The sequence below is a fragment of the Klebsiella terrigena genome, assembly GCF_012029655.1.
Classification (GTDB): domain Bacteria; phylum Pseudomonadota; class Gammaproteobacteria; order Enterobacterales; family Enterobacteriaceae; genus Klebsiella; species Klebsiella terrigena.
Map to the genome: position 1 here is coordinate 3,801,612 of NZ_CP050508.1, position 25,704 is coordinate 3,827,315.

The following is a 25,704-nucleotide window of genomic DNA, read 5'->3' on the forward strand; positions in this document are numbered from 1 at the left end:
AACCCAGGGGTACGTGAGAAGCCCGTTGCCTGACGGCAGCCACCGACATCACGCATGGCGTCTGTCCACACCATGCGTAGATTTCGCTAACCCGGATAAAAATGGCATTTGCATGCATGAAAATTCGCCACACGCAAAACGCTGCTTTTCTTCTTCCATGAATGTTTTCGCAAAAGCACAGGGGATTGTCAAAGCAAAACATCGATTTTTAGTACAAGATGCCAGATATTCATTATCCCCCCCCGTTGATTCTCATGTTTTCCTCTTATAATTGTGCTGCTGACAGTAGAATTAGTTATATTCTCCGTTCGTTAAATCGCCAGTTCATCGGCGGATGCTATTGCACATATCGTTAACAAAATCGCTATGCTCTTTTTTTACGACAACAAATTCCCTACAATCCAGCCCAATGTATGCCAATAAATTATGGGGTTCTCATGGGCACGGCCAAACACAGTAAGCTGCTAATTCTTGGTTCTGGACCTGCGGGATACACCGCTGCGGTCTATGCCGCACGTGCAAACCTGCATCCGGTGCTGATTACCGGGATGGAAAAAGGGGGTCAGCTGACCACCACCACAGAAGTGGAAAACTGGCCTGGGGATCCGAACGATCTGACCGGGCCGCTGCTGATGGAACGTATGCACGAGCATGCGGCCAAGTTCGAAACCGAAATTCTTTTCGATCATATCAACAGCGTCGATCTGCAGAACCGTCCGTTCCGCCTGGTCGGCGACAGCGGCGAATACACCTGCGACGCGCTGATTATCGCTACCGGTGCTTCCGCGCGCTATCTCGGCCTGCCGTCTGAAGAAGCCTTTAAGGGCCGCGGCGTTTCCGCCTGCGCCACCTGCGACGGTTTCTTCTACCGTAACCAGAAGGTCGCGGTTATCGGCGGCGGCAACACCGCGGTTGAAGAAGCTCTGTATCTCTCTAACATCGCGTCTGAAGTCCACCTGATCCACCGTCGCGACACCTTCCGCGCTGAAAAAATTCTTATCAATCGCCTGATGGACAAAGTGGAAAGCGGCAACATCGTGCTGCATACCCACCGCACCCTGGAAGAAGTGACCGGCGACCAGATGGGCGTCAGCGGCCTGCGCCTGCGCGATACGCAGAATACGGACAACGTCGAATCGCTGGAAGTCGCGGGCCTGTTTGTCGCTATCGGCCACAGCCCGAACACGGCGATTTTTGCCGGTCAGCTGGAGCTGGAAAACGGCTATATCAAAGTTCAGTCCGGCATTCACGGCAACGCGACCCAGACCAGCGTTGCTGGCGTCTTCGCCGCCGGCGACGTGATGGACCATATCTACCGTCAGGCTATTACCTCTGCCGGTACCGGCTGCATGGCCGCGCTGGACGCCGAGCGCTATCTCGACGGCCTGGCTGACGCTTGCAAATAATCTTTACAAGTCAGTAACAAAGGTAAAGAAGGCGACGAAAAGTCGCCTTTATTTTTTCCGCGTTGTAACATTGCCGTGCCCAAAAACCTATAACTCCACCTGCTAAGTGCGCAATGAATAAAACCCGTCAACAAGAGTTAACCCGCTGGTTAAAAGAACAGAGCATTCTCTCCCGTCGCTGGTTGATGATTTCCCGCACGCTGGGCGTCATTAGCGGGCTACTGATCGTCGCTCAGGCCTGGCTGCTGGCGCGGATCCTTCACCGCATGATCATGGAGAATATTCCGGCGACGGCGCTGGTGCTGCCGTTTACCGTACTGGTGCTGATTTTCGTCCTCCGCGCGTGGGTGGTATGGCTGCGCGAGCGGGTAGGATTTTATGCCGGGCAGCATATCCGCTATGAGATCCGTCGCCAGGTGCTCGACCGCCTGCAGGAGGCCGGTCCGGCTTGGATCCAGGGCAAGCCAGCGGGCAGCTGGGCCACGCTTATCCTCGAGCAAATCGACGATATGCACGATTACTATGCGCGCTATCTGCCGCAGATGACGCTGGCCGCGTGCGTGCCGCTGCTCATCGTTATCACTATTTTCCCGATTAACTGGGCGGCAGCGCTGATCCTTCTCGGCACCGCGCCGCTGATCCCAATGTTTATGGCGCTGGTTGGAATGGGTGCCGCGGATGCAAACCGCCGCAACTTCCAGGCGCTGGCGCGGCTGAGCGGCCACTTCCTCGACCGCCTGCGCGGTATGGAAACGCTGCGTATTTTCGACCGCGGCGCCGCGGAAACTGACAATATCCGCGAGGCTTCGCAGGATTTTCGCCAGCGCACGATGGACGTCCTGCGTCTCGCCTTCCTCTCCTCCGGGGTACTGGAATTTTTCACTTCCCTCTCCATTGCGCTGGTGGCGGTCTATTTCGGTTTCTCCTACCTGGGCGAGCTGAACTTTGGTCATTACGGCGCAGGCGTTACCCTGATGGCCGGCTTTTTGACCCTGATCCTCGCGCCGGAGTTTTTCCAGCCCCTGCGCGATCTGGGCACCTTCTACCACGCTAAGGCGCAGGCTATCGGCGCGGCGGACAGCCTGAAAACCTTTATGGAAACGCCGCTGGCGCAGGCCGAGCGCGGCGAGAAGGTGCTTAGCGACAACGAGCTGGTGAGTCTTGAAGCGCGCGATCTGCGGATCAAATCACCGGAAGGCAAGGTGCTGGCAGGGCCGCTGAACTTCTCCCTGCCTGCCGGTAAGCGGGTGGTGCTGGTTGGGCAAAGCGGCTCAGGCAAAAGCTCGCTGCTGAATACGCTGGCGGGCTTTCTGCCCTATGACGGTTCGCTGATGGTCAACGGCGTTGAGCTGCGCGATCTTGATAGCCAGCGCTGGCATCGCATGCTGAGCTGGGTTGGACAAAACCCGCAGCTGCCGGCGGCCACGCTGCGTGAAAACGTGCTTCTGGCGTGGCCTGAAGCAACCGAGGCGCAGCTTCAGCTGGCGCTGGATAAAGCCTGGGTAAGCGAATTCATCTCGCAGCTGCCGCAGGGCATTAATACGCCGGTGGGCGATCAGGCGGCCCGCATATCGGTGGGCCAGGCGCAGCGCATCGCCGTCGCGCGCGCGCTGCTGGTTCCCTGCCGTCTGCTGCTGCTCGATGAGCCTGGCGCCAGCCTTGACGCCCACAGCGAACAGCGGGTGATGCAGGCCCTGTCAAACGCCTCTTCGCAGCAAACCACGCTGATGGTCACTCACCAGCTAGAAGGTATAGCCGGCTGGGATGCTATCTGGGTAATGCAAAACGGACAGATTGTCGAACAGGGTGAGTATTCACAGCTTGCCGCCGCCGAAGGGCCCTTCGCGACCCTGCTGGCCCATCGTCAGGAGGAGATTTAAATGCGCGCATTATTACCTTATCTGGCGTTGTACAAGCGGCACATATGGCTGCTGATGCTCGGCGTGGTGCTGGCGATCGTCACCCTGCTGGCGAGCATCGGGCTGCTGACGCTGTCGGGCTGGTTCCTCTCGGCATCGGCCGTTGTCGGCGTTGCCGGTATCTACAGCTTTAACTATATGCTGCCCGCAGCCGGCGTACGCGGCGCGGCGATTATTCGTACCGCCGGGCGCTACTTTGAACGCCTGGTGAGCCACGACGCGACTTTCCGCGTCCTGCAGCATCTGCGCGTTTTCACGTTCAGCAAGCTGCTGCCGCTCTCCCCTGCCGGGCTGGCGCGTTTTCGCCAGGGCGAGCTGCTTAACCGCATCGTTGCCGACGTCGATACCCTGGATCACCTCTATCTGCGGGTCATCTCGCCGCTGGTTGGGGCGCTGGTGGTCATTATGGTCGTCACCGCCGGCCTGAGTATTCTGGACGTCACCCTGGCCCTGACGCTGGGCGGCATCATGCTGCTAACCGTGCTGATACTGCCGCCGCTGTTTTACCGTGCCGGTAAGCCCGCCGGTGAGTGCATAACCCAAATGCGCGGCCAGTACCGCCAGCAGCTCACCGCCTGGCTGCAGGGCCAGGCGGAGCTGATGCTGTTTAACGCCAGCGATCGCTACCGTGAGCAGCTGGAGAAAACCGAACAGCGCTGGCAGGATGGCCAGCGCCGTCAGGCCGAACTCACCGCGCTTTCCCAGGCGCTGATGCTGCTGATTGGCGGCGTTGCGGTGATTGCGATGCTGTGGCTGACCTCCGCCGGCGTGGGCGGCAATAGCCAGCCGGGCGCGCTGATCGCGCTCTTCGTTTTCTGCGCCCTGGCGGCGTTTGAGGCGCTGGCACCGGTCACCGGCGCGTTCCAGCACCTCGGGCAGGTCATCGCCTCCGCGCGGCGGATTACGCAAATCACCGAGCAGCAGCCGGAAGTCTCCTTTGCGCAGAGCGCGGACCAGACCTTCTCACGCGTGGCGCTGACGCTTAATCAGGTCACCTTTAGCTATCCGCAGCAGCCCACCGCGGCGCTGGAGAATATCTCGTTACAGGTTTCTGCCGGCGATCATATTGCTATTCTCGGACGCACCGGCTGCGGCAAATCGACCCTGCTGCAGCTGCTTACCCGCGCCTGGGATCCGGCCCAGGGCGAGATTTTACTCAACGACCAGCCGCTTGCGCAGCTCAACGAGACAACCCTGCGCCGGGCAATGAGCGTGGTTCCTCAGCGCGTGCACCTGTTTAGCGCAACGCTGCGCGACAACCTGCTGCTGGCGGCACCGCAGGCGAGCGATGCGCACCTGGTCAACATCCTCGAGCGGGTTGGGCTCGGCAAGCTACTCGATGACAGCGGCCTCAACAGCTGGCTGGGAGAAGGCGGTCGCCAGCTTTCCGGCGGCGAGCTGCGCCGGTTAGCCATTGCCCGCGCCCTGCTTCACGACGCGCCGCTGATGCTGCTTGATGAGCCGACCGAAGGTCTGGACGCCACGACCGAAAGCCAAATCCTTGATTTACTGGCCGAAGTGATGAAAGAAAAAACCGTGCTGATGGTCACCCACCGCCTGCGCGGGCTGGCGCGTTTTAATCAGATAATTATCATGGACAACGGCAAGATTATTGAGCAAGGTAGTCACGCAGAACTGCTGGCTCAACAAGGGCGCTACTACCAGTTTAAGCAGCGCCTGTAGGTCAGTCGTTATCGGGCCATCGCCGCAAGGCATCCCGAATGATTTTGTGTATATACTCGATGAGTTTCAGGTGCGCGCATACTGCGCTGACGCCTGAAAGACAGCGAATATACTGGACAATTGCTGGTGCGTATTGAGGTTAAAATGCGTCTGGTTCAGCTCTCCCGTCAGTCCATTGCCTTCCCCGCGCCGGAAGGCGCCCTGCGTGAACCGAACGGCCTGCTGGCGCTGGGTGGCGATCTTAGCCCCGCGCGCCTGCTTATGGCCTATCAGCACGGCATCTTTCCGTGGTTTTCACCGGGGGATCCTATTTTATGGTGGTCTCCCGATCCCCGCGCGGTTCTGTGGCCCGGGCAGTTTCATCTCAGCCGCAGCATGAAACGCTTCCACCAGCACTCTCCCTATCGCGTGACGCTGAACCATGCTTTTGGCGAGGTAATTGAAGGCTGCGCCGCCAATCGCGATGAGGGCACCTGGATAACCGCCAGCATCGTCAAGGCCTATCACCAGCTGCACGAGCTCGGGCACGCGCACTCAATCGAAGTGTGGCGCGATAAGACGCTGGTTGGCGGTATGTACGGCGTGGCTCAGGGGGCGCTGTTTTGCGGCGAGTCGATGTTCAGCCACGCGGAAAACGCGTCGAAAACGGCCCTGCTGGTATTCTGCCAGGCATTTATGCGCGACGGTGGCCAGTTAATTGACTGTCAGGTGCTAAATAACCATACCGCGTCGCTGGGCGCCGTTGAAATTCCCCGCCGCGACTATCTCAATCGGCTGGCGCAATTGCGCAGCCAGCGTTTACCGGAAAGATTTTGGGTGCCGAGGGTGCTATTTACCGGCAATGTGTAAATGTTTTCAGCACATTCTTCGCCGGGATGGTATAATTGCGCGGTAGAGTAGCTTCTGCCCGTTGCCCCGCCGCCGTTTGGGAATAATAAGAGTCAGATAACGCCCATCGTTCTGTCACTCCCCCCTTTACGTTTGCGCCTGTCGTGCGGTTTATCCGCGTGCGTTCCGGGCAATGCGCCAAAACTACTTCAGTGATTTAAACCCAAACTTATTCATGATGCGCCGGGACGACAAACCAAACGCCAGGCAGCATCAATAACTATGTGACCGTGAGAACTAAGACAGCCAGAAAGATAAAGTATATAGACTCGCAACAGCTCGGGTTGCAGGCGGGCGGCAAGTGAACGGATCCCCAGCGCTTACTGAAAAAAGTAGCCGGGATCGAAGAACGCAGCCAACGTGGACGCAACGCGAAGTGTGACGGGTATAAACGTAAAACTTTACTTACTCGCTGAACTTCGGCATTATCTTGCCGGTTCAAAACTACGGTAGTGATACCCCAGAGGACTAGATGGCCAAAGAAGACAATATTGAAATGCAGGGCACCGTACTTGACACGTTGCCTAACACAATGTTCCGCGTAGAACTGGAAAACGGTCACGTGGTAACTGCGCATATTTCCGGTAAAATGCGTAAGAACTACATCCGCATTCTGACGGGCGACAAAGTGACTGTTGAGCTGACCCCGTACGACCTGAGCAAAGGCCGCATTGTCTTCCGTAGTCGCTGATAGTTTTCCGCCCTCGTGGCGTCAGATGCTAAAGGCCGGGATAATTCCCGGTCTTTTTACATCCCCTCTCCGCTAAGCGACTGCGGATATAAAAAAACCGGCCCACAGGCCGGTTTTTGACGTTTCAGAGTAAGAATTAATGCGCCGTTTCCGGTTTGTGCTTCTGCGCACTTTGGAAATCATAGGTCAGCGAACTCTTCTCTTTATCCAGCGCAACGGTCACCTGGCCGCCGTCAACTAACGAACCAAACAGCAGCTCGTTGGCCAGCGGTTTCTTCAGGTTATCCTGAATCACCCGCGCCATTGGACGCGCGCCCATTGCCCGGTCATAGCCTTTCTCTGCCAGCCAGTCTCGCGCTTCCTGACTCACTTCCAGCGACACGCCTTTCTGATCCAGCTGAACCTGCAGCTCGACGATAAACTTATCCACCACCTGATGGATGACCGTCGTTGACAGGTGATCGAACCAGATAATGTTGTCGAGGCGATTACGGAACTCCGGCGTGAAGATCTTCTTGATCTCATCCATCGCATCCGGACTGTTATCCTGATGGATAAGGCCAATCGACTTACGCTCGGTTTCGCGCACGCCGGCGTTGGTGGTCATCACCAGCACCACGTTGCGGAAGTCCGCCTTGCGGCCGTTGTTGTCGGTCAGCGTACCGTTGTCCATCACCTGCAGCAGCAGGTTAAAGACGTCAGGGTGCGCTTTTTCAATCTCATCAAGCAGCAGCACCGCGTGCGGATGTTTAATAACCGCATCGGTCAGCAGCCCGCCCTGATCGAAACCAACGTAGCCCGGAGGCGCACCGATCAAACGGCTCACGGTGTGACGCTCCATATACTCGGACATATCAAAGCGCAGCAGCTCGATACCCAGCGCCTTGGCCAGCTGTACGGTGACCTCGGTTTTCCCGACGCCGGTAGGTCCGGCGAACAGGAAGGAGCCCACCGGCTTATGCTCATGGCCCAGCCCGGCACGCGCCATCTTGATGGCTTCGGTTAACGCCTCAATCGCTTTGCCCTGACCAAAGACCAGCATTTTCAGCCGATCGCCAAGATTTCTCAGCGTATCGCGGTCGCTTTGGGAGACGCTCTTCTCAGGGATGCGGGCAATGCGCGCCACCACCGATTCGATATCCGCCACGTTAACCGTTTTCTTACGCTTGCTGGCCGGCATCAGCCGCGCCCGCGCGCCCGCTTCGTCGATAACATCTATCGCCTTATCCGGCAGATGACGATCGTTAATGTATTTCACCGCCAGTTCAACCGCCGCACGCACCGCTTTCGCCGTGTAGCGCACGTCGTGGTGCGCTTCGTACTTCGGCTTCAGGCCGTTAATAATCTGTACCGTCTCTTCTACCGAAGGTTCAGTAATGTCTATCTTCTGGAAACGCCGGGCTAACGCGCGGTCTTTTTCGAAGATATTGCTGAACTCCTGGTAGGTCGTCGAACCCATCACCCGAATCTTGCCGCTGGAGAGCAGCGGTTTAATCAGGTTGGCGGCATCGACCTGGCCGCCGGATGCGGCGCCCGCACCGATGATGGTGTGGATTTCATCGATAAACAGAATACTGTTGGTATCCTGCTCCAGCTGTTTCAGCAGCGCTTTGAAGCGTTTTTCAAAATCGCCGCGGTATTTTGTCCCTGCCAGCAGGGAGCCGATATCCAGCGAATAGATCGTGCAATCGGCCATGATTTCCGGCACATCGCCCTGCACGATTCGCCATGCCAACCCTTCGGCAATCGCGGTTTTACCCACGCCGGACTCACCCACCAGCAGCGGGTTATTCTTACGACGGCGGCACAGAACCTGAATGGCACGCTCCAGCTCTTTTTCGCGACCGATCAGCGGATCGATTCCGCCAACGCGAGCAAGCTGATTGAGATTGGTGGTGAAGTTTTCCATACGATCCTCCCCGCCTGCTTGCTCTTCGTTGCTGGGCTGGCTTCCGCTGTTTTCGGAAGGCTGGCTCGGCTCGTCTTTACGCGTACCGTGAGAGATGAAGTTCACCACATCAAGGCGGCTGACTTCATGTTTACGCAGCAGATAGGCCGCCTGCGACTCCTGCTCGCTAAAAATAGCGACCAAAACGTTGGCACCGGTCACTTCGCTGCGGCCAGAGGATTGTACGTGGAAGACGGCACGCTGCAGTACGCGCTGGAAGCTCAGCGTCGGCTGAGTGTCGCGCTCTTCTTCCGTGGCGGGTAGAACAGGCGTGGTCTGTTCGATGAAGGCTTCAAGTTCCTGACGCAGCGCCACCAGGTCCACGGAACACGCTTCCAGCGCTTCGCGGGCCGAAGGGTTGCTGAGCAACGCCAGCAGCAAGTGCTCGACGGTCATGAACTCATGACGGTGCTCGCGCGCTCTGGCGAAAGCCATGTTTAAACTGAGTTCCAGTTCTTGATTGAGCATAGGCACCTCCCCCAATTTTCTTGCCTGTCTTCAGGCTTTCTCTAGCGTACACAGCAATGGATGCTCGTTCTCCTTCGCATACTGGCTCACCATCGCAACTTTGGTTTCCGCAACCTCTGCGGTAAATACACCGCAAATCGCTTTACCTTGATAGTGAACCGTCAACATCAGCTGCGTTGCACGTTCTACATCATAAGAAAAGAATTTTTGTAACACGTCAATAACAAACTCCATTGGAGTGTAGTCATCATTGAGCAATATCACTTTATACATCGATGGTGGTTTAAGCTCATTACGTACTTCGTCTTCTACCAGCTGATCGAAGTCCAGCCAATCTCTCTTACTCATCGTCAGTATTCATCATCGGTTGCTGTTGCCAACAGGCGGTGGCCTGTCGATGACCAAAAGTTATGCCCATCACAAATCTACAATAGATCATAGATAACTATCATCTATTACTTCCATCCGCGATGTCTGTCACATTCCCCGGCAATAGCGTTAACTGCTTCAAATTTTGACGCATTTTTCGCCTTCCCCTACCGTCAATCGCTTGACGCCTTTTCGTATTTCTCTAAATTGTACTGGCGAGAGTTGGCGAGCATTTGAACAACTCGTCACTCCACTACCGGTTCATTCCATCTTACTTATAAAGAATTACGAAGGATGTCGAAGTATGGAAATGGGTACTGTTAAGTGGTTCAACAATGCCAAAGGGTTTGGTTTTATTTGCCCTGAGGGCGGAGGCGAAGACATTTTCGCCCATTACTCGACCATCCAGATGGATGGTTACAGAACGCTAAAAGCCGGACAAGCCGTTCAGTTTGATGTTCACCAGGGACCGAAAGGTAATCACGCCAGCGTGATTGTTCCTGTAGAAGCGGAAGCGGCTGCATAACTCTTTCGCTTCATTGTGTACATCCCGCCAGTAAAATGCCAGTCCTTCTGACTGGCATTTTTTTAGCGCTACTCGCGAGCCAGCGCGTCCACCGGGTCAAGGCGTGCGGCATTTCGCGCAGGAAGCCAGCCAAACAGCACGCCGGTTAGCGTCGAACATAAAAACGCCGTCAGCAGCGCCAGCGGTGAGAAGCCAATCTCCCAGCCGGGTAAAAAGAGCTGCAGCACAAAGGCAATCATTAGCGATAGGGTCACGCCCAGCGCGCCGCCCACCAGACAGACTAAAACAGCCTCAATCAGAAACTGCTGCAGCACGTCGCTGGCCCGCGCCCCGACCGCCATGCGGATACCTATCTCGCGGGTCCGTTCGGTGACCGATACCAGCATAATATTCATCACGCCAATACCGCCAACCACCAGCGCGATAACCGCCACCAAAGTCAGAAACAGCTGTAGTGTATGTGTGGTCCGTTCCGCCGTTTTCAAGATGCTGTCCATATTCCAGGTGAAAACATCTTTTTTGCCGTGCCGCAGTTCGAACAGACGCAGCAGCTGCTGTTCGGCGGTTGAGCTATCGTATCCTTCATGTACCCGCACGGTGATTGAATTCAGCCACGACTGCCCCATCACCCTCCCGGCCATGGTGGTATAAGGCAGCCAGACGCGGAGGATTTTGCTGCTGCCGAACATCGACTGCTTCTCATCCGCCACGCCAATCACCGTCGCGGGCATATTGCCAACCAGAACAACCTCGCCCACCACCCGCGCCTTGTGCGGAAAGAGCTGGCGTCGGGTATTACTGTCCAGCACCACCACCTGCGCCCGGCTGCTTAGCTGCAGCTCATTGAAGGTATTACCTTCGCTAAAGGTCATGCCGTAGACGTTGAAATACTGCGCCCCGACGCCCTCGGCGCTGGCGGCAACGTCGATATTATCGGCGCGCAGGCGCAGGTTTTTCGATACTGCAGGCGTCGCCGAGCTGACCCAGGGCTGCTTCTGAATAGCCAGCAGATCGTCATACTTCAGCGCCTGCTGATAGCGGGGATCGTCATCGCCGAAATCCTTCCCGGGATAGACATCAATCGTGTTAGTGCCGATGGCGCGAATGTCCGCCAGCACCATCTGCTTCGCCGCATCGCCCACCACCACAATCGATACCACCGAAGCGATGCCGATAATAATGCCGAGCATGGTGAGCAGGGTGCGCATTTTGTTGGCGGTCATTGCCCGCCAGGCCATCACCAGCGCTTCGCGAAAGCCGCTGCTGAACTGACGCCACGCGGAGGGTTCGGCCGCAGCGCTCTGGCGAATAACGCCGGCGCTGTCTGCGCCCTTAGGCGGCGGATTACGCACGATCTCGCCGTCGTGGATCTCAATGATCCGCTCGGCCTGCGCCGCCACCAGCGGATCGTGGGTGACGATGATCACCGTATGCCCCTGCGATTTCAGCTGATGCAGGATAGCCATCACCTCTTCGCCGGAATGACTGTCCAGCGCGCCGGTCGGCTCATCCGCCAGAATAACTTCCCCGCCGTTCATTAGCGCACGGGCAATGCTCACCCGCTGCTGCTGGCCGCCGGAGAGCTGCGAAGGCTGATACTCCGCCCGATCGCCGAGCCCCAGGCGCACCAGCAGCTCGCGCGCGCGCTCCAGGCGAGCCCGTCGCTCAGTACCGGCGTAGACCGCCGGCACCTCGACGTTCTGTACCGCCGTCAGGTGCGACAGCAGATGGTAGCGCTGGAAGATAAAGCCAAAATGCTCTCGCCGCAGCCGGGCCAGCTCGTCGCCGTTGAGCCGCGATACGTCGGTTCCCGCCACCCGATAGGTGCCGCTGCTCGGCTTATCGAGACAGCCGAGGATGTTCATCAGGGTCGATTTACCGGAGCCGGAAGCGCCGACAATGGCCACCATCTCTCCGGCGTTGATGCTCAGCGTGACCCCCTTCAGGACATCGACACTCCCGTCGCCGGAGAGATAGCTGCGGCGTATATCACGCAGTTCGAGCAGCGCCGTCATTTAGCCGTCCCGGGCGCGCTTTCCCCGACGATGACCTCATCGCCTTCGTCTAAGCCCTTGACTATCGCCACATCGATATCGTTGCGCGCGCCGATGGTGACCTCGCGCTCTTTGACCTCGCCGGTGCGCAGCAGCCGCACGTGGTAGCGGTTTTCGCCGATGGCATCCCCCAGCGCGCTCAGCGGAATAGTGATCACGTTTTTCACTTCCGCCATCTGGATATGGACCTGAGCCGTCATTTCGAGGCGCAGGATCCCCTGCGGGTTCGGGACCTCAAAGCGGGCGTAGTAGAAGATAGCGTCGTTGACCTTTTCCGGAGTGGGTAAAATATCTTTCAGGGTCCCTTCGTAGCGGGTAAGCGGGTCGCCAAGCACGGTGAACCACGCCTTTTGCCCGGCGCGAAGGTGGATCACGTCTGCCTCAGAGACCTGCGCCTTCACCAGCATGGTGCTGAGATCGGCGAGGGTCAGAATATTCGGCGCCTGCTGGGCGGCAATCACCGTCTGCCCCTGCAGGGTGGTGATTTGCGTCACTTCCCCGGACATCGGCGCCAGAATTTTGGTGTAATCGAGGTTAGTTTTCGCGGTATCCAGCGTGGCCTGGTTGCGCTTAACCTGCGCCTCGATGGTGCCAATCTGCGCCTCTTTGACCGCTAAATCGGTGGCCGCGGTATCCAGCTCCTGACGCGAGACCAGCTGGCGCTGCGCCAGATGCTGCTGACGGGCTAAGATCACGGCGGCCAGCTGACGCTCGGCGCGGGCCTGATTCAGCTGCGCGCGCAGCTCCATTAGCGTCGCTTCGACTTCCTTAATTTGGTTCTCCGCCTGTTCGGGATCGATAACCCCCAGCAGCTGATCCTTCTGTACCTTATCGCCGATGCTCACGCGCAGCGTTTTCAGCTGCCCGCTCACCTGCGCGCCAACGTCGACTTTACGTACCGCGTCCAGCTTACCGGTCGCCAGCACGCTCTGCTGGAGATCGCCTTTACGCACCACCAGAGTCTGATACTGCGGCAGCGGCGCATTCAGCACCCGCCATCCCCAGATGGCCAGAGCCAGTACGATAATGGCCAGTAGCCACCAGACTTTCCTGCGTTTTCCATTGAGCTTCATAAAAATTCCTGATGTTTTAAACCGCAGCGCAAGCCGATGATTCTATCTGGAGATAGCGAAAACATAACCCTGAATTTGCTGCATCCTTACCGCCAGCGCGCTTAATCCGCCCGGCCACGCGCCAGCCACAGCACGCGGGAGAACATTTTCTTCAGCAGCGCCGGCACGGATTCAACCCCGCGCCTCCCGGCTTCCATCGCCACTTCAATCGCCAGGTCCGGCTTTGATGAGCGATGGATAGCTTTGGTGATCACCCGCCGCAGATTCATCGGCACGTTTGGCGGCAGCTGCGCCACCCGATGATAAACATCGCTAAAGCCCTGGCGATACATAAAGTGTTCCATGTCCAGCGCCGGCAGCGTTGTCAGATGGTCACGCTCCAGGTCGCGATCGTCGTTAAGCAGGCTGCGCACCGTCGCGGCGTATTTCTTCCCAGCCTCGTCGCCATCGACCAGAACGTGCCATTGAATCCCCATCCGGCGGGCGAACTTGATCAACGGCTTTAGTCCCGACTGGGCAAACTCAATAACCTTCACCCCTTCCGCATCAAAGTGATGCCCGCACTGTCTGGCCAGTTCGTTGATAACCCAGGTTTCGGTCTCCCCTTCCACCAGCAGCCAGCAGCGGGCAAACAGCGACGAGGCACGATTGAAGCGAATGTGAAAGGCGATGCGCCGGCTGTCTTCAGCATTCATTCCCCCCGGCCCAAGCCGCCAGGCCGAGACGCGCGACGATTCGCGCACCAGGCGGCAGACGTGCTCAACGGGAGTCAGCGACAGCAGCTCGCCGGAGTTGGTGGTGGTCACGCGCTGCAGCGGCAGCAGGTTGAGCAGATGCCAGGCGACGGAGAGCATAATCGGGTGCAGCCGGGTTTCCGGGTCTTCAATCAGCAGCAGCGGCCGCGCGTCGCGGTCAAGCCGGACCGTGCCCTTGGCCTGCAGCAGAGTAGAGAACAGGCCGAGGAGGATGACCCGGTGGCTTCGCCCGCCGGGCTTATCAATCATCCGGTTGATGATATCCAGATAGCGCCAGCTGCGCTGTTCATCGTGGGAATGGCGGCGCATCAGACGGTTGCGGGACTGCACGCTGCTCTGCTCGGCAAAATAGTGTTCAAGGAGCTGCACCATGGCCGACAGCCCCTGACGAATCTGGCCGTCGGTTAAATTTTGCGGATGGCTCACCAGCTCGCGGGAGAGATAATCCAGCTGGCGGGCGGTGATTTCAATTTGCGGAGAGTGCGGCACGCTGTCGTTATGAATGCGCCGCATAAAGCGGGCGTCGCGCAGGCGCAGAACCGGCATCAGGCGCACCAGGTGGCGCACGAGCTCGTCGATATCCTCCAGTTCCAGCGCTTCCCCTTTGCCGTCAATAAAGCTGCGCAGCGTCATTACGCTGCCGTCATCGGCCAGCTCGCCCTCCAGGCGATAGAAAATTCGCTGATAGCCGTCATCACAGGGGACCCAGCTGTCGCTGAGCGGGCGGAAGCGCCGCACCCGATGGTGGCCAGGCTCGCTCTCGCGGAAGGTCAGAATGATGTGCAGATGGTGCTCGCGTCCCTGCACGTCGCCGGGCGGAAACCAGAAATCATCCCGGACAAAATGATAAAGCTCGAACTCTGGCGACAAGAGCAGCGTCAGGGCATCCAGAAGGCTGGATTTTCCCCACGCATTCTCGCCGATCAGCACGTTATTTTGCTCCAGCATCAATGATAAACGATTGATACCGCGAAAACCGACGATCTCCACGCGCTCAAGAAGCATATCCCCTCCGCTCAGTCACCACTTTCTCCTTCAGTTATCAGCAGTATAGCGACACATGCTGGAACATGACACTGCCGCAAACGCCAATATCAGCAGAGGCGAAAAATAACGTTTTCAATATGATTATTGATAGGGGTATTTGTTTAAAAAATAATTCATTCATTGCAGTGGTTACATCTATTATTTTTGTACTACTCTTTTCTTGCACAGTGAATGGTATAAGGATTAACATCACCTTGCCCTAAATCAAATTACATCTATTTATTTAACTGGTTACGGGATGACGATCGTCCATAAAATAGCGACGCTTTATTTTTATCTTCATCCTTTAGTTGATAAATAAAGATCGGCACGTTAAATCGTGCTCATTAACATTATTATTTGAGGTGGTTATGTTTAGAAAATTAGCAGCGGAATGTTTTGGTACATTCTGGCTTGTGTTCGGTGGCTGCGGTAGCGCGGTTCTGGCAGCAGCCTTCCCGGAGCTGGGAATAGGGTTTGCCGGGGTCGCTCTGGCCTTTGGTTTAACCGTATTAACGATGGCGTTTGCCGTGGGGCATATTTCCGGCGGGCACTTTAACCCGGCGGTGACCTTAGGCCTGTGGGCCGGCGGTCGTTTCCCGGCCAAGGACGTGATCGGTTATATTATCGCCCAGGTAGTTGGCGGTATTATTGCAGCGGGCGTTCTGTACGTGGTTGCCAGCGGTAAAGCAGGCTTTGACGCAGCGGCCAGCGGCTTTGCGTCCAACGGCTTTGGCGAACACTCTCCGGGCGGCTACTCAATGCTTTCGGCGATTGTCATCGAAATTGTGCTGACCTGCGGCTTCCTGCTGGTTATTCACGGCGCAACGGATAAAAACGCCCCCGCGGGCTTTGCACCGATCGCTATCGGCCTGGCGCTGACCTTAATTCACCTCATCAGCATTCCGGTCACCAATACCTCCGTCAACCCGGCGCGTAGCACCGCGGTCGCTATCTTCCAGGGCGGCTGGGCGCTGCAGCAGCTGTGGCTGTTCTGGGTGATGCCAATCATCGGCGGGATCCTCGGCGGCGTGCTCTACCGCACGCTGCTGGAAAAACGCAGCTAGTCTCACCGTAGACTCGCGCTCAGGCCCGGCTATGCCGGGCCTTTCTTTTTGGTGACGGCTTTACTCGGTACCATGATTTGGGTAGTGTCAGTGGCGCTATTTTCATTCTGCAAGGACCAGCCGTTCATGTTTTCGGGATTATTAATCATTCTGCTGCCGTTGATTATCGGCTATATCATTCCACTTCGTCAGCCGGTAGCGCTTAAAGTCATCGCGCGACTTTTGAGCTGGATTGTCTACGTTATCCTCTTTTTCATGGGGATCAGCCTCGCCTTCCTCGACAATTTAGCCAGCAACCTGCTTTCCATTCTTCATTACGCCGCAGTAAGCGTCGTCGTTATTATGCTGTGTAATATTGCGGCATTAATGTGGCTCGAGAAGAAGATGCCGTGGCGCAGCCAGCATCGGCAGGAGAAATTACCTTCGCGCGTGGCGATGGCAATGGAATCACTGCAGCTGTGCGGCGTGGTGCTTATTGGTTTCCTGATTGGCTTAAGCGGTCTGTCATTTCTGCAGCACGCCACCGAAGCCAGCGAATATACGCTGATTTTCCTGCTGTTGCTGATTGGTATTCAGCTGCGCAATAACGGTATGACCCTGCGGCAAATAGTGCTTAATCGCCGGGGAATGATTGTGGCGGTCGTCGTCATGGCCAGCTCATTACTCGGCGGGATGATCAACGCCTTTATTCTCGACCTGCCGCTCAAAACCGGGCTGGCAATGGCTTCAGGATTTGGCTGGTATTCGCTCTCAGGGATCCTGCTGACCGAATCCTACGGGCCGGTGATTGGCAGCGCCGCGTTTTTTAACGATCTCTCCCGTGAGCTGCTGGCGATTATGCTTATTCCCGGCCTGGTTCGCCGCAGCCGCTCAACGGCCTTAGGCCTCTGCGGCGCGACCTCGATGGACTTTACGCTGCCGGTATTACAGCGCTCCGGCGGCGTTGAAATCGTGCCGGCGGCGATTGTTCATGGCTTTATTCTCAGCCTTCTGGTGCCCGTGCTGATGGCCTTTTTCTCCGCTTAATACCCCTGTGGCGGTAGTCATCTACCGCCAAAATTGCGCTAAATCAATCTCCCTGTAAATTGTATTAGAAATCCCTTTAATCCCTGCGCGCCCGGGCATAACCTTAAACATGTATATTAAATATAACTTTAAAAAAGGTGTGACCATGTTTTGTGTGCAATGTGAACAAACCATCCGTACCCCCGCAGGGAACGGCTGCTCTTACGCGCAGGGTATGTGCGGTAAAACGGCCGAAACCTCCGATCTGCAGGATCTGCTGATTGCCTCCCTGCAGGGCCTCTCCGCCTGGGCCGTTAAGGCTCGTGAATATGGCATCGTTGATCATGAAATTGATAACTTTGCGCCGCGTGCCTTCTTCTCCACGCTGACCAACGTTAACTTCGACTCTCCGCGCATCGTGGGCTACGCGCGTGAGGCCATCGCGATGCGCGAGGCGCTGAAGGCCCAGTGCCTGAATATTGACGCCAGCGCGGCGCCAGACAACCCGATGGCCAGCCTGCAGCTGGTTAGCGACGATTTGGGCGACCTGCAGCGTCAGGCGGCAGAATTTACCCCCAACAAAGACAAAGCAACCATCGGCGAGAACATCCTCGGCCTGCGTCTGCTGTGCCTGTACGGCCTGAAAGGCGCCGCGGCCTATATGGAGCACGCTCACGTTCTGGGTCAGTACGACAACGATATCTACGCTCAGTACCACAAAATTATGGCGTGGCTGGGCACCTGGCCTGCCGATCTGAACGCTCTGCTGGAGTGCTCAATGGAAATCGGCCAGATGAACTTCAAAGTGATGAGCATTCTGGACGCCGGTGAAACCACCAAATACGGCCACCCGACCCCGACTCAGGTCAACGTGAAGTCGGTTGAAGGTAAGTGCATCCTGATCTCCGGTCACGACCTGAAAGATCTGTATAGCCTGCTCGAACAAACCGAAGGCACCGGCGTTAACGTCTATACCCACGGTGAAATGCTGCCGGCGCACGGCTACCCCGAGCTGCGTAAATTCAAACACCTGGTCGGTAACTACGGCAGCGGCTGGCAGAATCAGCAGGTTGAATTTGCCCGCTTCCCTGGCCCTATCGTGATGACCTCCAACTGCATCATCGATCCGACCGTTGGCGCCTATGACGACCGTATCTGGACCCGCAGCATCGTCGGCTGGCCGGGCGTGAGCCACCTTGAAGGCGAAAACTTCGCGCCGGTGATCGCCCAGGCGCAGCAGATGGCCGGCTTCCCGTATAGCGAAATTCCGCACCTGATCACCGTAGGCTTCGGCCGTCAGACCCTGCTGGGCGCGGCGGATACGCTGATCGACCTGGTCAGCCGCGAAAAACTGCGTCATATCTTCCTGGTCGGCGGCTGCGACGGCGCGCGCGGCGAGCGCAACTACTTCACCGACTTCGCGACCAGCGTTCCGGACGACTGCCTGATCCTGACCCTGGCCTGCGGTAAATATCGCTTCAACAAGCTCGACTTCGGCGATATCGAAGGCCTGCCGCGCCTGGTGGATGCCGGTCAATGTAACGACGCCTACTCGGCGATTATTCTGGCCGTCACCCTGGCTGAAAAACTGGGCTGCGGCGTGAACGACCTGCCGCTGTCGCTGGTGCTCTCCTGGTTCGAACAGAAAGCGATCGTTATCCTGCTGACCCTGCTCTCACTCGGCGTGAAAAACATCGTCACCGGCCCAACCGCTCCGGGCTTCTTCACCCCGGATCTGCTGGCAATCCTCAACGAGAAATTTGGCCTGCGCTCTGTGACGACCGTTGAACAAGACATGCAGCAACTGTTGAGCGCGTAAGGAGCGATCGAATGACTATGCCAACCCAGCAGTGCCCATGGCGGATGCAGGTACATCACATCCATCAGGAAACCCCCGACGTCTGGACGGTATCGTTGCTGTGCCACGACTACTATCCCTATCAGGCCGGGCAGTATGCGCTGGTCAGCGTACGCAACTCGGCGGATACGCTGCGTGCCTACACGATCTCCTCTACGCCGGGCGTCAGCGAGTACATTACGCTGACCGTGCGTCGTATTGATGACGGTGCCGGCTCTCAGTGGTTAACCCGTGACGTCAAGCGCGGTGACTATATCTGGCTGTCCGATGCGATGGGTGAGTTTACCTGTGCAGATAAGTCGGCGGACCGTTTCCTGATGCTGGCAGCCGGCTGCGGGGTGACGCCGATTATGTCGATGCGTCGCTGGTTGGCGAAGTATCGCCCCGAGGCGGATGTGCAGGTCATTTTCAACGTGCGTTCGCCTGAGGACGTTATTTTCGCCGAAGAGTGGCGCCAGTACGCGGTCACCCTGGTGGCGGAAAACAACGCCACCCACGGCTTTGTTGCCGGCCGACTGACCGCCGATCTGCTGAAAAGCGTACCGGATCTGGCCTCGCGTACCGTAATGACCTGCGGGCCTGCGCCTTATATGGAAATGGTTGAGCGGGAGGTCAGCGCGCTGGGCGTCACGCGCTTCTTTAAAGAGAAGTTCTTTACGCCGGTCGCCCAGGCGGCCACCAGCGGGCTGAAGTTTACCAAACTGCAGCCGGCGCAGGAGTTCTATGCGCCGCCAGGCACCACCCTGCTGGAGGCGCTGGAAAGCAACAAGGTTCCGGTTACCGTCGCCTGCCGTGCCGGCGTCTGCGGCTGCTGCAAAACCAAAGTCGTTGCCGGCGACTATACGGTCAGCAGCACCATGACGCTGACCGGTCAGGAGATCGCCGACGGCTACGTGCTGGCCTGCTCCTGCCACCCGCAGGGCGATCTGGTTCTGGCTTAGCGGGGGATCATCCTCAACGGCAAGCCCCGCCCTGTAGGCGGGGCTTTTTTTATTTCCACGCCGGATCTTTTACCAGCGAATAGCGGCCGGCACCCATAAAGGCAATCGCCAGCGCGCCAATAAAGAAGTAGACCAGGCTCTCAATCGCCCAGGCGCCGGTTTTATCCAGCTGCCAGGTTTCTCCCGTACCGACCATCAGCCACGCCACCACCATGGTAAACGCCAGCACCAGCGCCGCCGGTCGGGTGAGGATCCCCAGAATCAGCAGGCACGGCGCCAGCACCTCGCCCACCAGCACGCCATAGGCAATAAAGCCCGGTAACCCTTTCGCCACCAGCATCCCGCCGATCCCCGCGACGCCGTCAAACAGCTTATGCAGCCCGTGGAATAACATCAGCCCGCCCACGGCAAGTCGTAACAAGAGTTTGCCAAAATCGTCGTGAGCCAGCATTTTATTAACAGCATTTAACAGTGATTTAACCATTTGAAATGATTCCTGTTTACCCTTTTAGTGGTTACAGATTATGCGCAACTTTCGCGCAAGAATACCAGCTGAAAATGGGTGGGAGATGCGGGCGTAACGATGAGTTTCATCTAAGCTTGTAAGCGTTATCACATAAAGGAGATGGAGAACCATGAAACAGACCGTGGCCGCATACGTAGCGAAAACTCTTGAACAGGCCGGCGTGAAGCGCATCTGGGGCGTCACCGGCGATTCACTCAACGGATTGAGCGACAGCCTGAACCGCATGGGCACCATTGCATGGATGCCGACGCGCCATGAAGAAGTTGCCGCGTTTGCCGCCGGCGCCGAAGCCCAGCTTACCGGCGAGCTAGCGGTCTGCGCGGGCTCCTGCGGCCCGGGCAATCTTCATCTGATCAACGGCCTTTTTGACTGTCACCGCAACCACGTTCCGGTGCTGGCCATCGCCGCCCACATTCCCTCCAGCGAAATCGGCAGCGGCTATTTTCAGGAAACCCATCCGCAGGAGCTGTTCCGCGAATGCAGCCACTATTGTGAGCTGGTCTCCACCCCGGAACAGATCCCGCAGGTGCTGGCCATCGCCATGCGCAAAGCGGTCCTCAACCGCGGCGTTTCGGTGGTGGTGCTGCCGGGAGACGTGGCGCTGAAGGCGGCCCCGGAAGGCGCCAGCAGCCACTGGTACTCCGCCCCGCTGCCGGAGGTGACGCCGCCGGCGGAAGAAATAGCTCGTCTGGCGCAGCTGCTGCGCTACTCCAGCAACATTGCCCTGATGTGCGGCAGCGGCTGTGCCGGAGCCCATGAAGAGCTGGTCGCGTTCGCCGCTAAGCTCAAGGCGCCCATCGTCCATGCCCTGCGCGGCAAGGAGCACGTTGAGTACGACAACCCTTATGACGTCGGGATGACCGGGCTGATCGGCTTCTCGTCCGGCTTCCACACCATGATGAACGCCGACACCCTGGTGCTTCTCGGCACCCAGTTCCCCTACCGGCCCTTCTATCCCAGCAGCGCGAAAATCATTCAGATTGATATCAATCCCGGCAGCATCGGCGCGCACAGCAAAGTCGATATGGCGCTGATCGGCGATATCAAATCGACCCTAAAAGCGCTGCTGCCGCATCTGGAAGAGAAGACGGATCGCCGCTTCCTCGACAAAGCCCTTGAGCACTACCGCGAGGCGCGTAAGGGGCTCGACGATCTGGCCAAGCCGAGCGATAAGGCCATTCACCCCCAGTACCTGGCGCAGCAGATTAGTCGCTTCGCCGCTGACGATGCCATTTTCACCTGCGACGTCGGTACGCCAACCGTCTGGGCCGCACGCTATCTGAAGATGAACGGCAGGCGCCGGCTGATCGGCTCGTTTAACCACGGCTCAATGGCCAACGCCATGCCGCAGGCGATTGGCGCGAAGGCAACGGCGCCGGAGCGTCAGGTGGTGGCGATGTGCGGCGACGGCGGCTTCAGCATGCTGATGGGCGACTTCCTCTCGCTGGCGCAGATGAAGCTGCCGGTAAAAATCGTGATTTTTAACAACAGCGTGCTGGGATTTGTCGCAATGGAGATGAAGGCCGGGGGCTATCTGACCGACGGTACCGAGCTGCACGACACCAATTTCGCCCGCATTGCTGAAGCCTGCGGCATAAAAGGCATTCGCGTCGAAAAAGCCTCTGAGGTCGACGACGCGCTGCAAACCGCGTTTAGCACCGACGGCCCGGTGCTGGTCGATGTGGTGGTTGCCAAGGAGGAGCTGGCGATCCCGCCGCAAATCAAGCTGGATCAGGCCAAGGGTTTCAGCCTGTATATGCTGCGCGCCATCATCAGCGGACGCGGAGATGAAGTTATCGAACTGGCGAAAACCAACTGGCTCAGGTAAAACATCCTTTTGAGCCCACACAACATCATTCATGATGCATCGAAGGCCCCGCTGGGGTGATTTATGCGACTAACGCGGATACAGCGTGAAGGATGAAACACTAACAAGGAAATGCCGTGATAGATCTCCGCAGTGATACCGTAACCCGTCCGGGGCGCGCCATGCTGGATGCCATGCTGTCAGCCCCGGTCGGCGACGACGTTTATGGCGACGACCCGACCGTTAACGCGCTCCAGCGCTACGCCGCAGAGCTGGCCGGCAAAGAGGCGGCGCTGTTCCTGCCGTCCGGCACCCAGGCGAATCTGGTGGGCCTGCTGAGCCACTGCCAGCGCGGCGAAGAGTATATCGTCGGCCAGGGTGCGCATAACTATCTGTACGAAGCCGGCGGCGCGGCGGTGCTCGGCAGCATTCAGCCGCAGCCCATCGACGCGGCGGCTGACGGCACTCTGCCGCTGGATAAGGTCGCGGCAAAGATTAAGCCTGACGATGTCCATTTTGCCCCCACTCGCCTGCTAAGCCTCGAAAATACCCATAACGGCAAGGTGCTGCCGCGCGAATACCTCAAACAGGCGTGGGAGTTTACCCGCGAACGCGGCCTGGCGCTGCACGTCGACGGCGCGCGCATCTTTAACGCGGTGGTGGAGTACGGCTGCGAGCTGCGCGATATCGCCCAATACTGTGACTCCTTCACCATCTGCCTCTCTAAAGGTCTGGGAACGCCGGTAGGCTCGCTGCTGGTCGGCAGCCACGACTACATTCACCGCGCCACCCGCTGGCGTAAAATGGTCGGCGGCGGCATGCGCCAGGCCGGAATTCTGGCGGCTGCGGGCCTGTACGCTCTGCAAAATAACGTCGCGCGCCTGCAGGAGGACCACGACAACGCCGCGTGGATGGCCGGGGAGCTGCGCGCCATCGGCGCAGACGTCACCCGCCACGACACCAATATGCTGTTCATCCGCGTTGGCGAAGAGCAGGCCCAGGCGCTGGGCGCGTTTATGCAGCAGCGCGGCGTGCTGATCAACGCCTCGCCGGTTGTGCGTCTGGTCACCCATATCGACGTCAATCGTCAACAGCTGGCGGAAGTGGTTGGCCACTGGCAGGAATTTTTGAACCGCTAAGGAGTCAGGCGTGTCGCAACGAATTCTGGTGCTCGGCGCCAGCGGCTATATCGGTCAGCATCTGGTGCAGGCATTGAGCGATCGGGGCTATTGCGTGCTGGCGGCGGCGCGCCATATCGAGCGGCTAAAAAAGCGCAATCTCCCGGGAGTGAGCTGCCATGCCATCGACCTCACCCGGCCGCAGGGGCTTTCTGCCCTGCTGGCGCAGGCGGACACCGTTTACTATCTGGTGCACGGCATGGGCGAAGGCGGCGACTTTATTCGGCACGAGCGCGAGGTGGCGCAAAACGTGCGCGACGCCCTGCGCGAAACGCCGGTAAAGCAGCTGATATTTCTCAGCTCGCTGCAGGTACCGGCGGCGGAACAGTCTGACCACCTGCGCGCCAGGCAGGTCACCGCCGACGTTCTGCGCGAGTCCGGCGTGCCGGTCACCGAGCTGCGGGCGGGCATTATCGTGGGCGCCGGCTCCGCCGCGTTCGAGGTGATGCGCGACATGGTCTACAACCTGCCGGTTTTAACGCCGCCGCGCTGGGTGCGCTCGCGCACCACGCCTATCGATCTTGAAAACCTGCTCTATTATCTGGTGCAGCTGCTCAACCATCCGTGCGCGGAACATCGCGTCTTCGAAGCCGCCGGGCCGGATGTTTTAAGCTACCAGCAGCAGTTCACCCACTTTATGGCGGTCAGCGGCAAGCATCGCCTGCTGATCCCGATCCCTTTTCCCACCCGCTGGATTTCGGTGTGGTTCCTCAACGTGATTACTTCGGTTCCGCCGACCATCGCCAAGGCGCTGATTCAGGGGCTGAAGCACGATCTGATCGCCGACGATCGCGCGCTGCGGGCGCTGATCCCCCAGCCGCTGATCTCCTTTGACGAAGCGGTACGCCGCACGCTTAAAGAAGAGGAGCAGCTTGTGAACTCCAGCGACTGGGGCTACGACGCGCAGGCCTTCGCCCGCTGGCGGCCGGAGTACGGCTACTACCCTAAGCAGGCCGGCTGCACGGTTAGCACCACCGCCAGCGCGGCGGCAATCTGGCAGGTCGTCAACCAGATCGGCGGCAAAGAGGGCTACTTCTTCGGCAACGCGCTGTGGAAAATTCGCGGCGCCATGGACCTGCTGGTGGGCCATCGCCTGGCGAAAGGCCGACCGTCGCGCGACCTTCTGCAGACCGGCGACGCGGTAGACAGCTGGAAGGTGATTATTGTCGAACCGGAAAAGCAGCTCACCTTACTCTTTGGCATGAAGGCGCCCGGCCTGGGGCGCCTGAGCTTTACCCTCAGCGATAAAGGCGACCACCGCGAGCTCGACGTCCGGGCCTGGTGGCACCCTCACGGTATGCCGGGGCTGTTCTACTGGCTGCTGATGATCCCCGCCCATCTGTTTATCTTTCGCGGCATGGCGCGACGTATTGCCCGGCTGGCAGACCAAATCACAGGCAAATAGGAAGTATCTACGTCATTCTGCTATCATTCTCATTGCATCGTGAGGAGAATCACGGAAAAATGCGCACGAAATTCTTTTCTGGGACAGTAGGTTGATATGAAGGTACTGGTTACCGGTGCGACCAGCGGGTTAGGCCGCAACGCGGTGGAATATCTGCGTAACAAAGGCATCAGCGTCAGAGCGACCGGGCGAAACGAAGCGATGGGCAAGCTTCTGAGCAAAATGGGCGCCGAATTTGTCCCTGCAGATTTAACCGAACTGGTTTCATCCCAGGCCAAGGTGATGCTTGCCGGTATCGATACCCTATGGCACTGCTCAAGTTTTACCTCGCCGTGGGGCACACAGCAGGCCTTCGATTTAGCCAACGTCCGCGCCACCCGTCGCCTTGGCGAATGGGCCGTGGCCTGGGGCGTACGCAACTTCGTTCATATCTCCTCTCCTTCGCTCTATTTTGATTATCACCACCATCGCGACGTGCAGGAAGATTTTCGCCCGCACCGCTTTGCCAACGAATTTGCCCGCAGCAAGGCGGCGAGCGAAGAGGTGATTAATCTGCTGGCCCAGGCGAACCCCAATACCCGCTTTGCCATCCTGCGCCCGCAGGGTCTGTTCGGCGCCCACGACAAAGTGTTCATCCCCCGCCTCGCGCAGATGATGCAGCACTACGGCAGCGTAATGCTGCCCCGCGGCGGCCGCGCGCTGGTTGATATGACCTACTATGAGAATGCGGTGCACGCGATGTGGCTTGCCAGCCAGCCGCAGTGCGACCACCTGCCTTCCGCCCGGGCGTGGAATATCACCAACGGTGAACCGCGCACCCTGCGCAGCATCGTGCAAAAGCTGATTGATGAGCTGGGAATAAAGTGCCGTATTCGCTCGGTCCCCTATCCGATGCTGGATATCATCGCCCGCAGCATGGAGCATTTTGGCAATAAGTCAGCCAAGGAACCGGCCTTTACCCACTACGGCGTCTCCAAGCTGAACTTTGATTTTACCCTTGATATTTCCCGCGCTGAGGAAGAGCTGGGCTACCGCCCGGTGGTGACGCTGGATGAGGGAATTATCCGCACCGCGGCCTGGCTGAAAGATCACGGCAAGCTGCACCGCTAGC

General features: G+C 58.1%; 20 protein-coding genes. 14 read left to right on the plus strand and 6 right to left on the minus strand.

Going from position 1 to position 25,704, the window contains the following annotated elements:
- Positions 1-437 precede the first annotated feature (437 nt).
- The 5 genes from trxB (at position 438) to infA (ending at position 6,587) form a co-directional block, all read left to right on the plus strand.
- Complete coding sequence (gene trxB, locus HCK03_RS17870; RefSeq protein WP_167691984.1) at positions 438-1,406, plus strand: thioredoxin-disulfide reductase; 969 nt, start codon at positions 438-440, stop codon at positions 1,404-1,406.
- 113 nt (positions 1,407-1,519) lie between these two features.
- Positions 1,520-3,286: a heme ABC transporter permease/ATP-binding protein CydD gene (cydD, locus tag HCK03_RS17875; protein ID WP_041144778.1), complete on the plus strand. Its 1,767-nt coding sequence runs from the start codon at positions 1,520-1,522 to the stop codon at positions 3,284-3,286.
- Entirely contained in the window at positions 3,287-5,008 is a 1,722-nt protein-coding gene (cydC, locus tag HCK03_RS17880) for a heme ABC transporter ATP-binding protein/permease CydC (RefSeq protein WP_141335019.1), read from the plus strand.
- Positions 5,009-5,152: 144 nt separating this feature from the next.
- Complete coding sequence (gene aat, locus HCK03_RS17885; protein ID WP_143717256.1) at positions 5,153-5,857, plus strand: leucyl/phenylalanyl-tRNA--protein transferase; 705 nt, start codon at positions 5,153-5,155, stop codon at positions 5,855-5,857.
- 511 nt (positions 5,858-6,368) lie between these two features.
- Complete coding sequence (gene infA, locus HCK03_RS17890; RefSeq protein WP_002211347.1) at positions 6,369-6,587, plus strand: translation initiation factor IF-1; 219 nt, start codon at positions 6,369-6,371, stop codon at positions 6,585-6,587.
- Between the two features lie 136 nt (positions 6,588-6,723).
- Here the strand turns inward: infA and clpA are convergent, their stop codons facing one another.
- Positions 6,724-9,003: an ATP-dependent Clp protease ATP-binding subunit ClpA gene (gene clpA, locus HCK03_RS17895; protein WP_076945049.1), complete on the minus strand. Its 2,280-nt coding sequence runs from the start codon at positions 9,001-9,003 to the stop codon at positions 6,724-6,726.
- A 30-nt stretch (positions 9,004-9,033) separates the two neighbouring features.
- The gene (clpS, locus tag HCK03_RS17900) at positions 9,034-9,351 is read right to left on the minus strand and encodes an ATP-dependent Clp protease adapter ClpS (protein WP_041144775.1); all 318 of its coding nucleotides are present in this window, start codon (positions 9,349-9,351) and stop codon (positions 9,034-9,036) included.
- A gap of 325 nt (positions 9,352-9,676) precedes the next feature.
- On the opposite strand from clpS, the gene cspD reads away from it, so the two are divergent.
- Positions 9,677-9,898 (plus strand): cold shock-like protein CspD, encoded by a 222-nt coding sequence (gene cspD / locus HCK03_RS17905; protein ID WP_041144774.1) that lies wholly within the window; start codon positions 9,677-9,679, stop codon positions 9,896-9,898.
- Positions 9,899-9,966: 68 nt separating this feature from the next.
- Here the strand turns inward: cspD and macB are convergent, their stop codons facing one another.
- From macB to HCK03_RS17920, 3 genes are all read right to left on the minus strand, one after another.
- Complete coding sequence (macB, locus tag HCK03_RS17910) at positions 9,967-11,913, minus strand: macrolide ABC transporter ATP-binding protein/permease MacB (RefSeq protein WP_135184984.1); 1,947 nt, start codon at positions 11,911-11,913, stop codon at positions 9,967-9,969.
- Positions 11,910-13,025, minus strand: coding sequence for a macrolide transporter subunit MacA (macA, locus tag HCK03_RS17915; protein ID WP_167691985.1), 1,116 nt, complete (start codon positions 13,023-13,025; stop codon positions 11,910-11,912). The genes macB and macA overlap by 4 nt, the downstream gene beginning before the upstream one ends.
- A 101-nt stretch (positions 13,026-13,126) precedes the next feature.
- Positions 13,127-14,785 carry an ATP-dependent endonuclease gene (locus HCK03_RS17920; protein WP_076945046.1) on the minus strand — a complete coding sequence of 553 codons (1,659 nt, stop codon included), beginning with the start codon at positions 14,783-14,785 and terminating at the stop codon, positions 13,127-13,129.
- A 392-nt stretch (positions 14,786-15,177) separates the two neighbouring features.
- Here HCK03_RS17920 and aqpZ point away from each other — a divergent pair, with 392 nt between their 5' ends.
- The 4 genes from aqpZ to hcr all read left to right on the plus strand — a co-directional run bounded on the left by aqpZ (position 15,178) and on the right by hcr (position 19,677).
- Positions 15,178-15,873, plus strand: a complete 696-nt coding sequence (aqpZ, locus tag HCK03_RS17925; protein WP_041144770.1) for an aquaporin Z — start codon at positions 15,178-15,180, stop codon at positions 15,871-15,873.
- Positions 15,874-15,999: 126 nt separating this feature from the next.
- A complete protein-coding gene (locus HCK03_RS17930) occupies positions 16,000-16,899 on the plus strand; it encodes a LysO family transporter (RefSeq protein ID WP_041144769.1) in 900 nt (299 codons plus the stop codon).
- Positions 16,900-17,044: 145 nt separating this feature from the next.
- The gene (gene hcp, locus HCK03_RS17935; RefSeq protein ID WP_115193244.1) at positions 17,045-18,697 is read left to right on the plus strand and encodes a hydroxylamine reductase; all 1,653 of its coding nucleotides are present in this window, start codon (positions 17,045-17,047) and stop codon (positions 18,695-18,697) included.
- A gap of 11 nt (positions 18,698-18,708) precedes the next feature.
- Positions 18,709-19,677 (plus strand): NADH oxidoreductase, encoded by a 969-nt coding sequence (hcr, locus tag HCK03_RS17940; protein WP_167691986.1) that lies wholly within the window; start codon positions 18,709-18,711, stop codon positions 19,675-19,677.
- A gap of 49 nt (positions 19,678-19,726) precedes the next feature.
- On the opposite strand, the gene HCK03_RS17945 is transcribed toward hcr, so the two are convergent.
- A complete protein-coding gene (locus tag HCK03_RS17945) occupies positions 19,727-20,161 on the minus strand; it encodes a DoxX family protein (RefSeq protein ID WP_041144767.1) in 435 nt (144 codons plus the stop codon).
- A gap of 151 nt (positions 20,162-20,312) precedes the next feature.
- On the opposite strand from HCK03_RS17945, the gene poxB reads away from it, so the two are divergent.
- From poxB to HCK03_RS17965, 4 genes are all read left to right on the plus strand, one after another.
- Positions 20,313-22,031, plus strand: coding sequence for a ubiquinone-dependent pyruvate dehydrogenase (gene poxB / locus HCK03_RS17950; protein ID WP_115193245.1), 1,719 nt, complete (start codon positions 20,313-20,315; stop codon positions 22,029-22,031).
- A gap of 116 nt (positions 22,032-22,147) precedes the next feature.
- Positions 22,148-23,149, plus strand: a complete 1,002-nt coding sequence (ltaE, locus tag HCK03_RS17955) for a low-specificity L-threonine aldolase (protein WP_123551148.1) — start codon at positions 22,148-22,150, stop codon at positions 23,147-23,149.
- Positions 23,150-23,159: 10 nt separating this feature from the next.
- Entirely contained in the window at positions 23,160-24,593 is a 1,434-nt protein-coding gene (locus tag HCK03_RS17960; protein ID WP_167691987.1) for a DUF2867 domain-containing protein, read from the plus strand.
- 96 nt (positions 24,594-24,689) lie between these two features.
- Positions 24,690-25,703, plus strand: coding sequence for an NAD-dependent epimerase/dehydratase family protein (locus tag HCK03_RS17965; RefSeq protein ID WP_041144763.1), 1,014 nt, complete (start codon positions 24,690-24,692; stop codon positions 25,701-25,703).
- Position 25,704 lies beyond the last annotated feature (1 nt).

Coding starts and splice junctions, on each gene's coding strand:
- trxB (WP_167691984.1), top strand. CDS start 438: ATGGGCACGGCCAAACACAGTAAGCTGCTAATTCTTGGTTCTGGACCT.
- cydD (WP_041144778.1), top strand. CDS start 1,520: ATGAATAAAACCCGTCAACAAGAGTTAACCCGCTGGTTAAAAGAACAG.
- cydC (WP_141335019.1), top strand. CDS start 3,287: ATGCGCGCATTATTACCTTATCTGGCGTTGTACAAGCGGCACATATGG.
- aat (WP_143717256.1), top strand. CDS start 5,153: ATGCGTCTGGTTCAGCTCTCCCGTCAGTCCATTGCCTTCCCCGCGCCG.
- infA (WP_002211347.1), top strand. CDS start 6,369: ATGGCCAAAGAAGACAATATTGAAATGCAGGGCACCGTACTTGACACG.
- clpA (WP_076945049.1), bottom strand. CDS start 9,003: ATGCTCAATCAAGAACTGGAACTCAGTTTAAACATGGCTTTCGCCAGA.
- clpS (WP_041144775.1), bottom strand. CDS start 9,351: ATGAGTAAGAGAGATTGGCTGGACTTCGATCAGCTGGTAGAAGACGAA.
- cspD (WP_041144774.1), top strand. CDS start 9,677: ATGGAAATGGGTACTGTTAAGTGGTTCAACAATGCCAAAGGGTTTGGT.
- macB (WP_135184984.1), bottom strand. CDS start 11,913: ATGACGGCGCTGCTCGAACTGCGTGATATACGCCGCAGCTATCTCTCC.
- macA (WP_167691985.1), bottom strand. CDS start 13,025: ATGAAGCTCAATGGAAAACGCAGGAAAGTCTGGTGGCTACTGGCCATT.
- HCK03_RS17920 (WP_076945046.1), bottom strand. CDS start 14,785: ATGCTTCTTGAGCGCGTGGAGATCGTCGGTTTTCGCGGTATCAATCGT.
- aqpZ (WP_041144770.1), top strand. CDS start 15,178: ATGTTTAGAAAATTAGCAGCGGAATGTTTTGGTACATTCTGGCTTGTG.
- HCK03_RS17930 (WP_041144769.1), top strand. CDS start 16,000: ATGTTTTCGGGATTATTAATCATTCTGCTGCCGTTGATTATCGGCTAT.
- hcp (WP_115193244.1), top strand. CDS start 17,045: ATGTTTTGTGTGCAATGTGAACAAACCATCCGTACCCCCGCAGGGAAC.
- hcr (WP_167691986.1), top strand. CDS start 18,709: ATGACTATGCCAACCCAGCAGTGCCCATGGCGGATGCAGGTACATCAC.
- HCK03_RS17945 (WP_041144767.1), bottom strand. CDS start 20,161: ATGGTTAAATCACTGTTAAATGCTGTTAATAAAATGCTGGCTCACGAC.
- poxB (WP_115193245.1), top strand. CDS start 20,313: ATGAAACAGACCGTGGCCGCATACGTAGCGAAAACTCTTGAACAGGCC.
- HCK03_RS17965 (WP_041144763.1), top strand. CDS start 24,690: ATGAAGGTACTGGTTACCGGTGCGACCAGCGGGTTAGGCCGCAACGCG.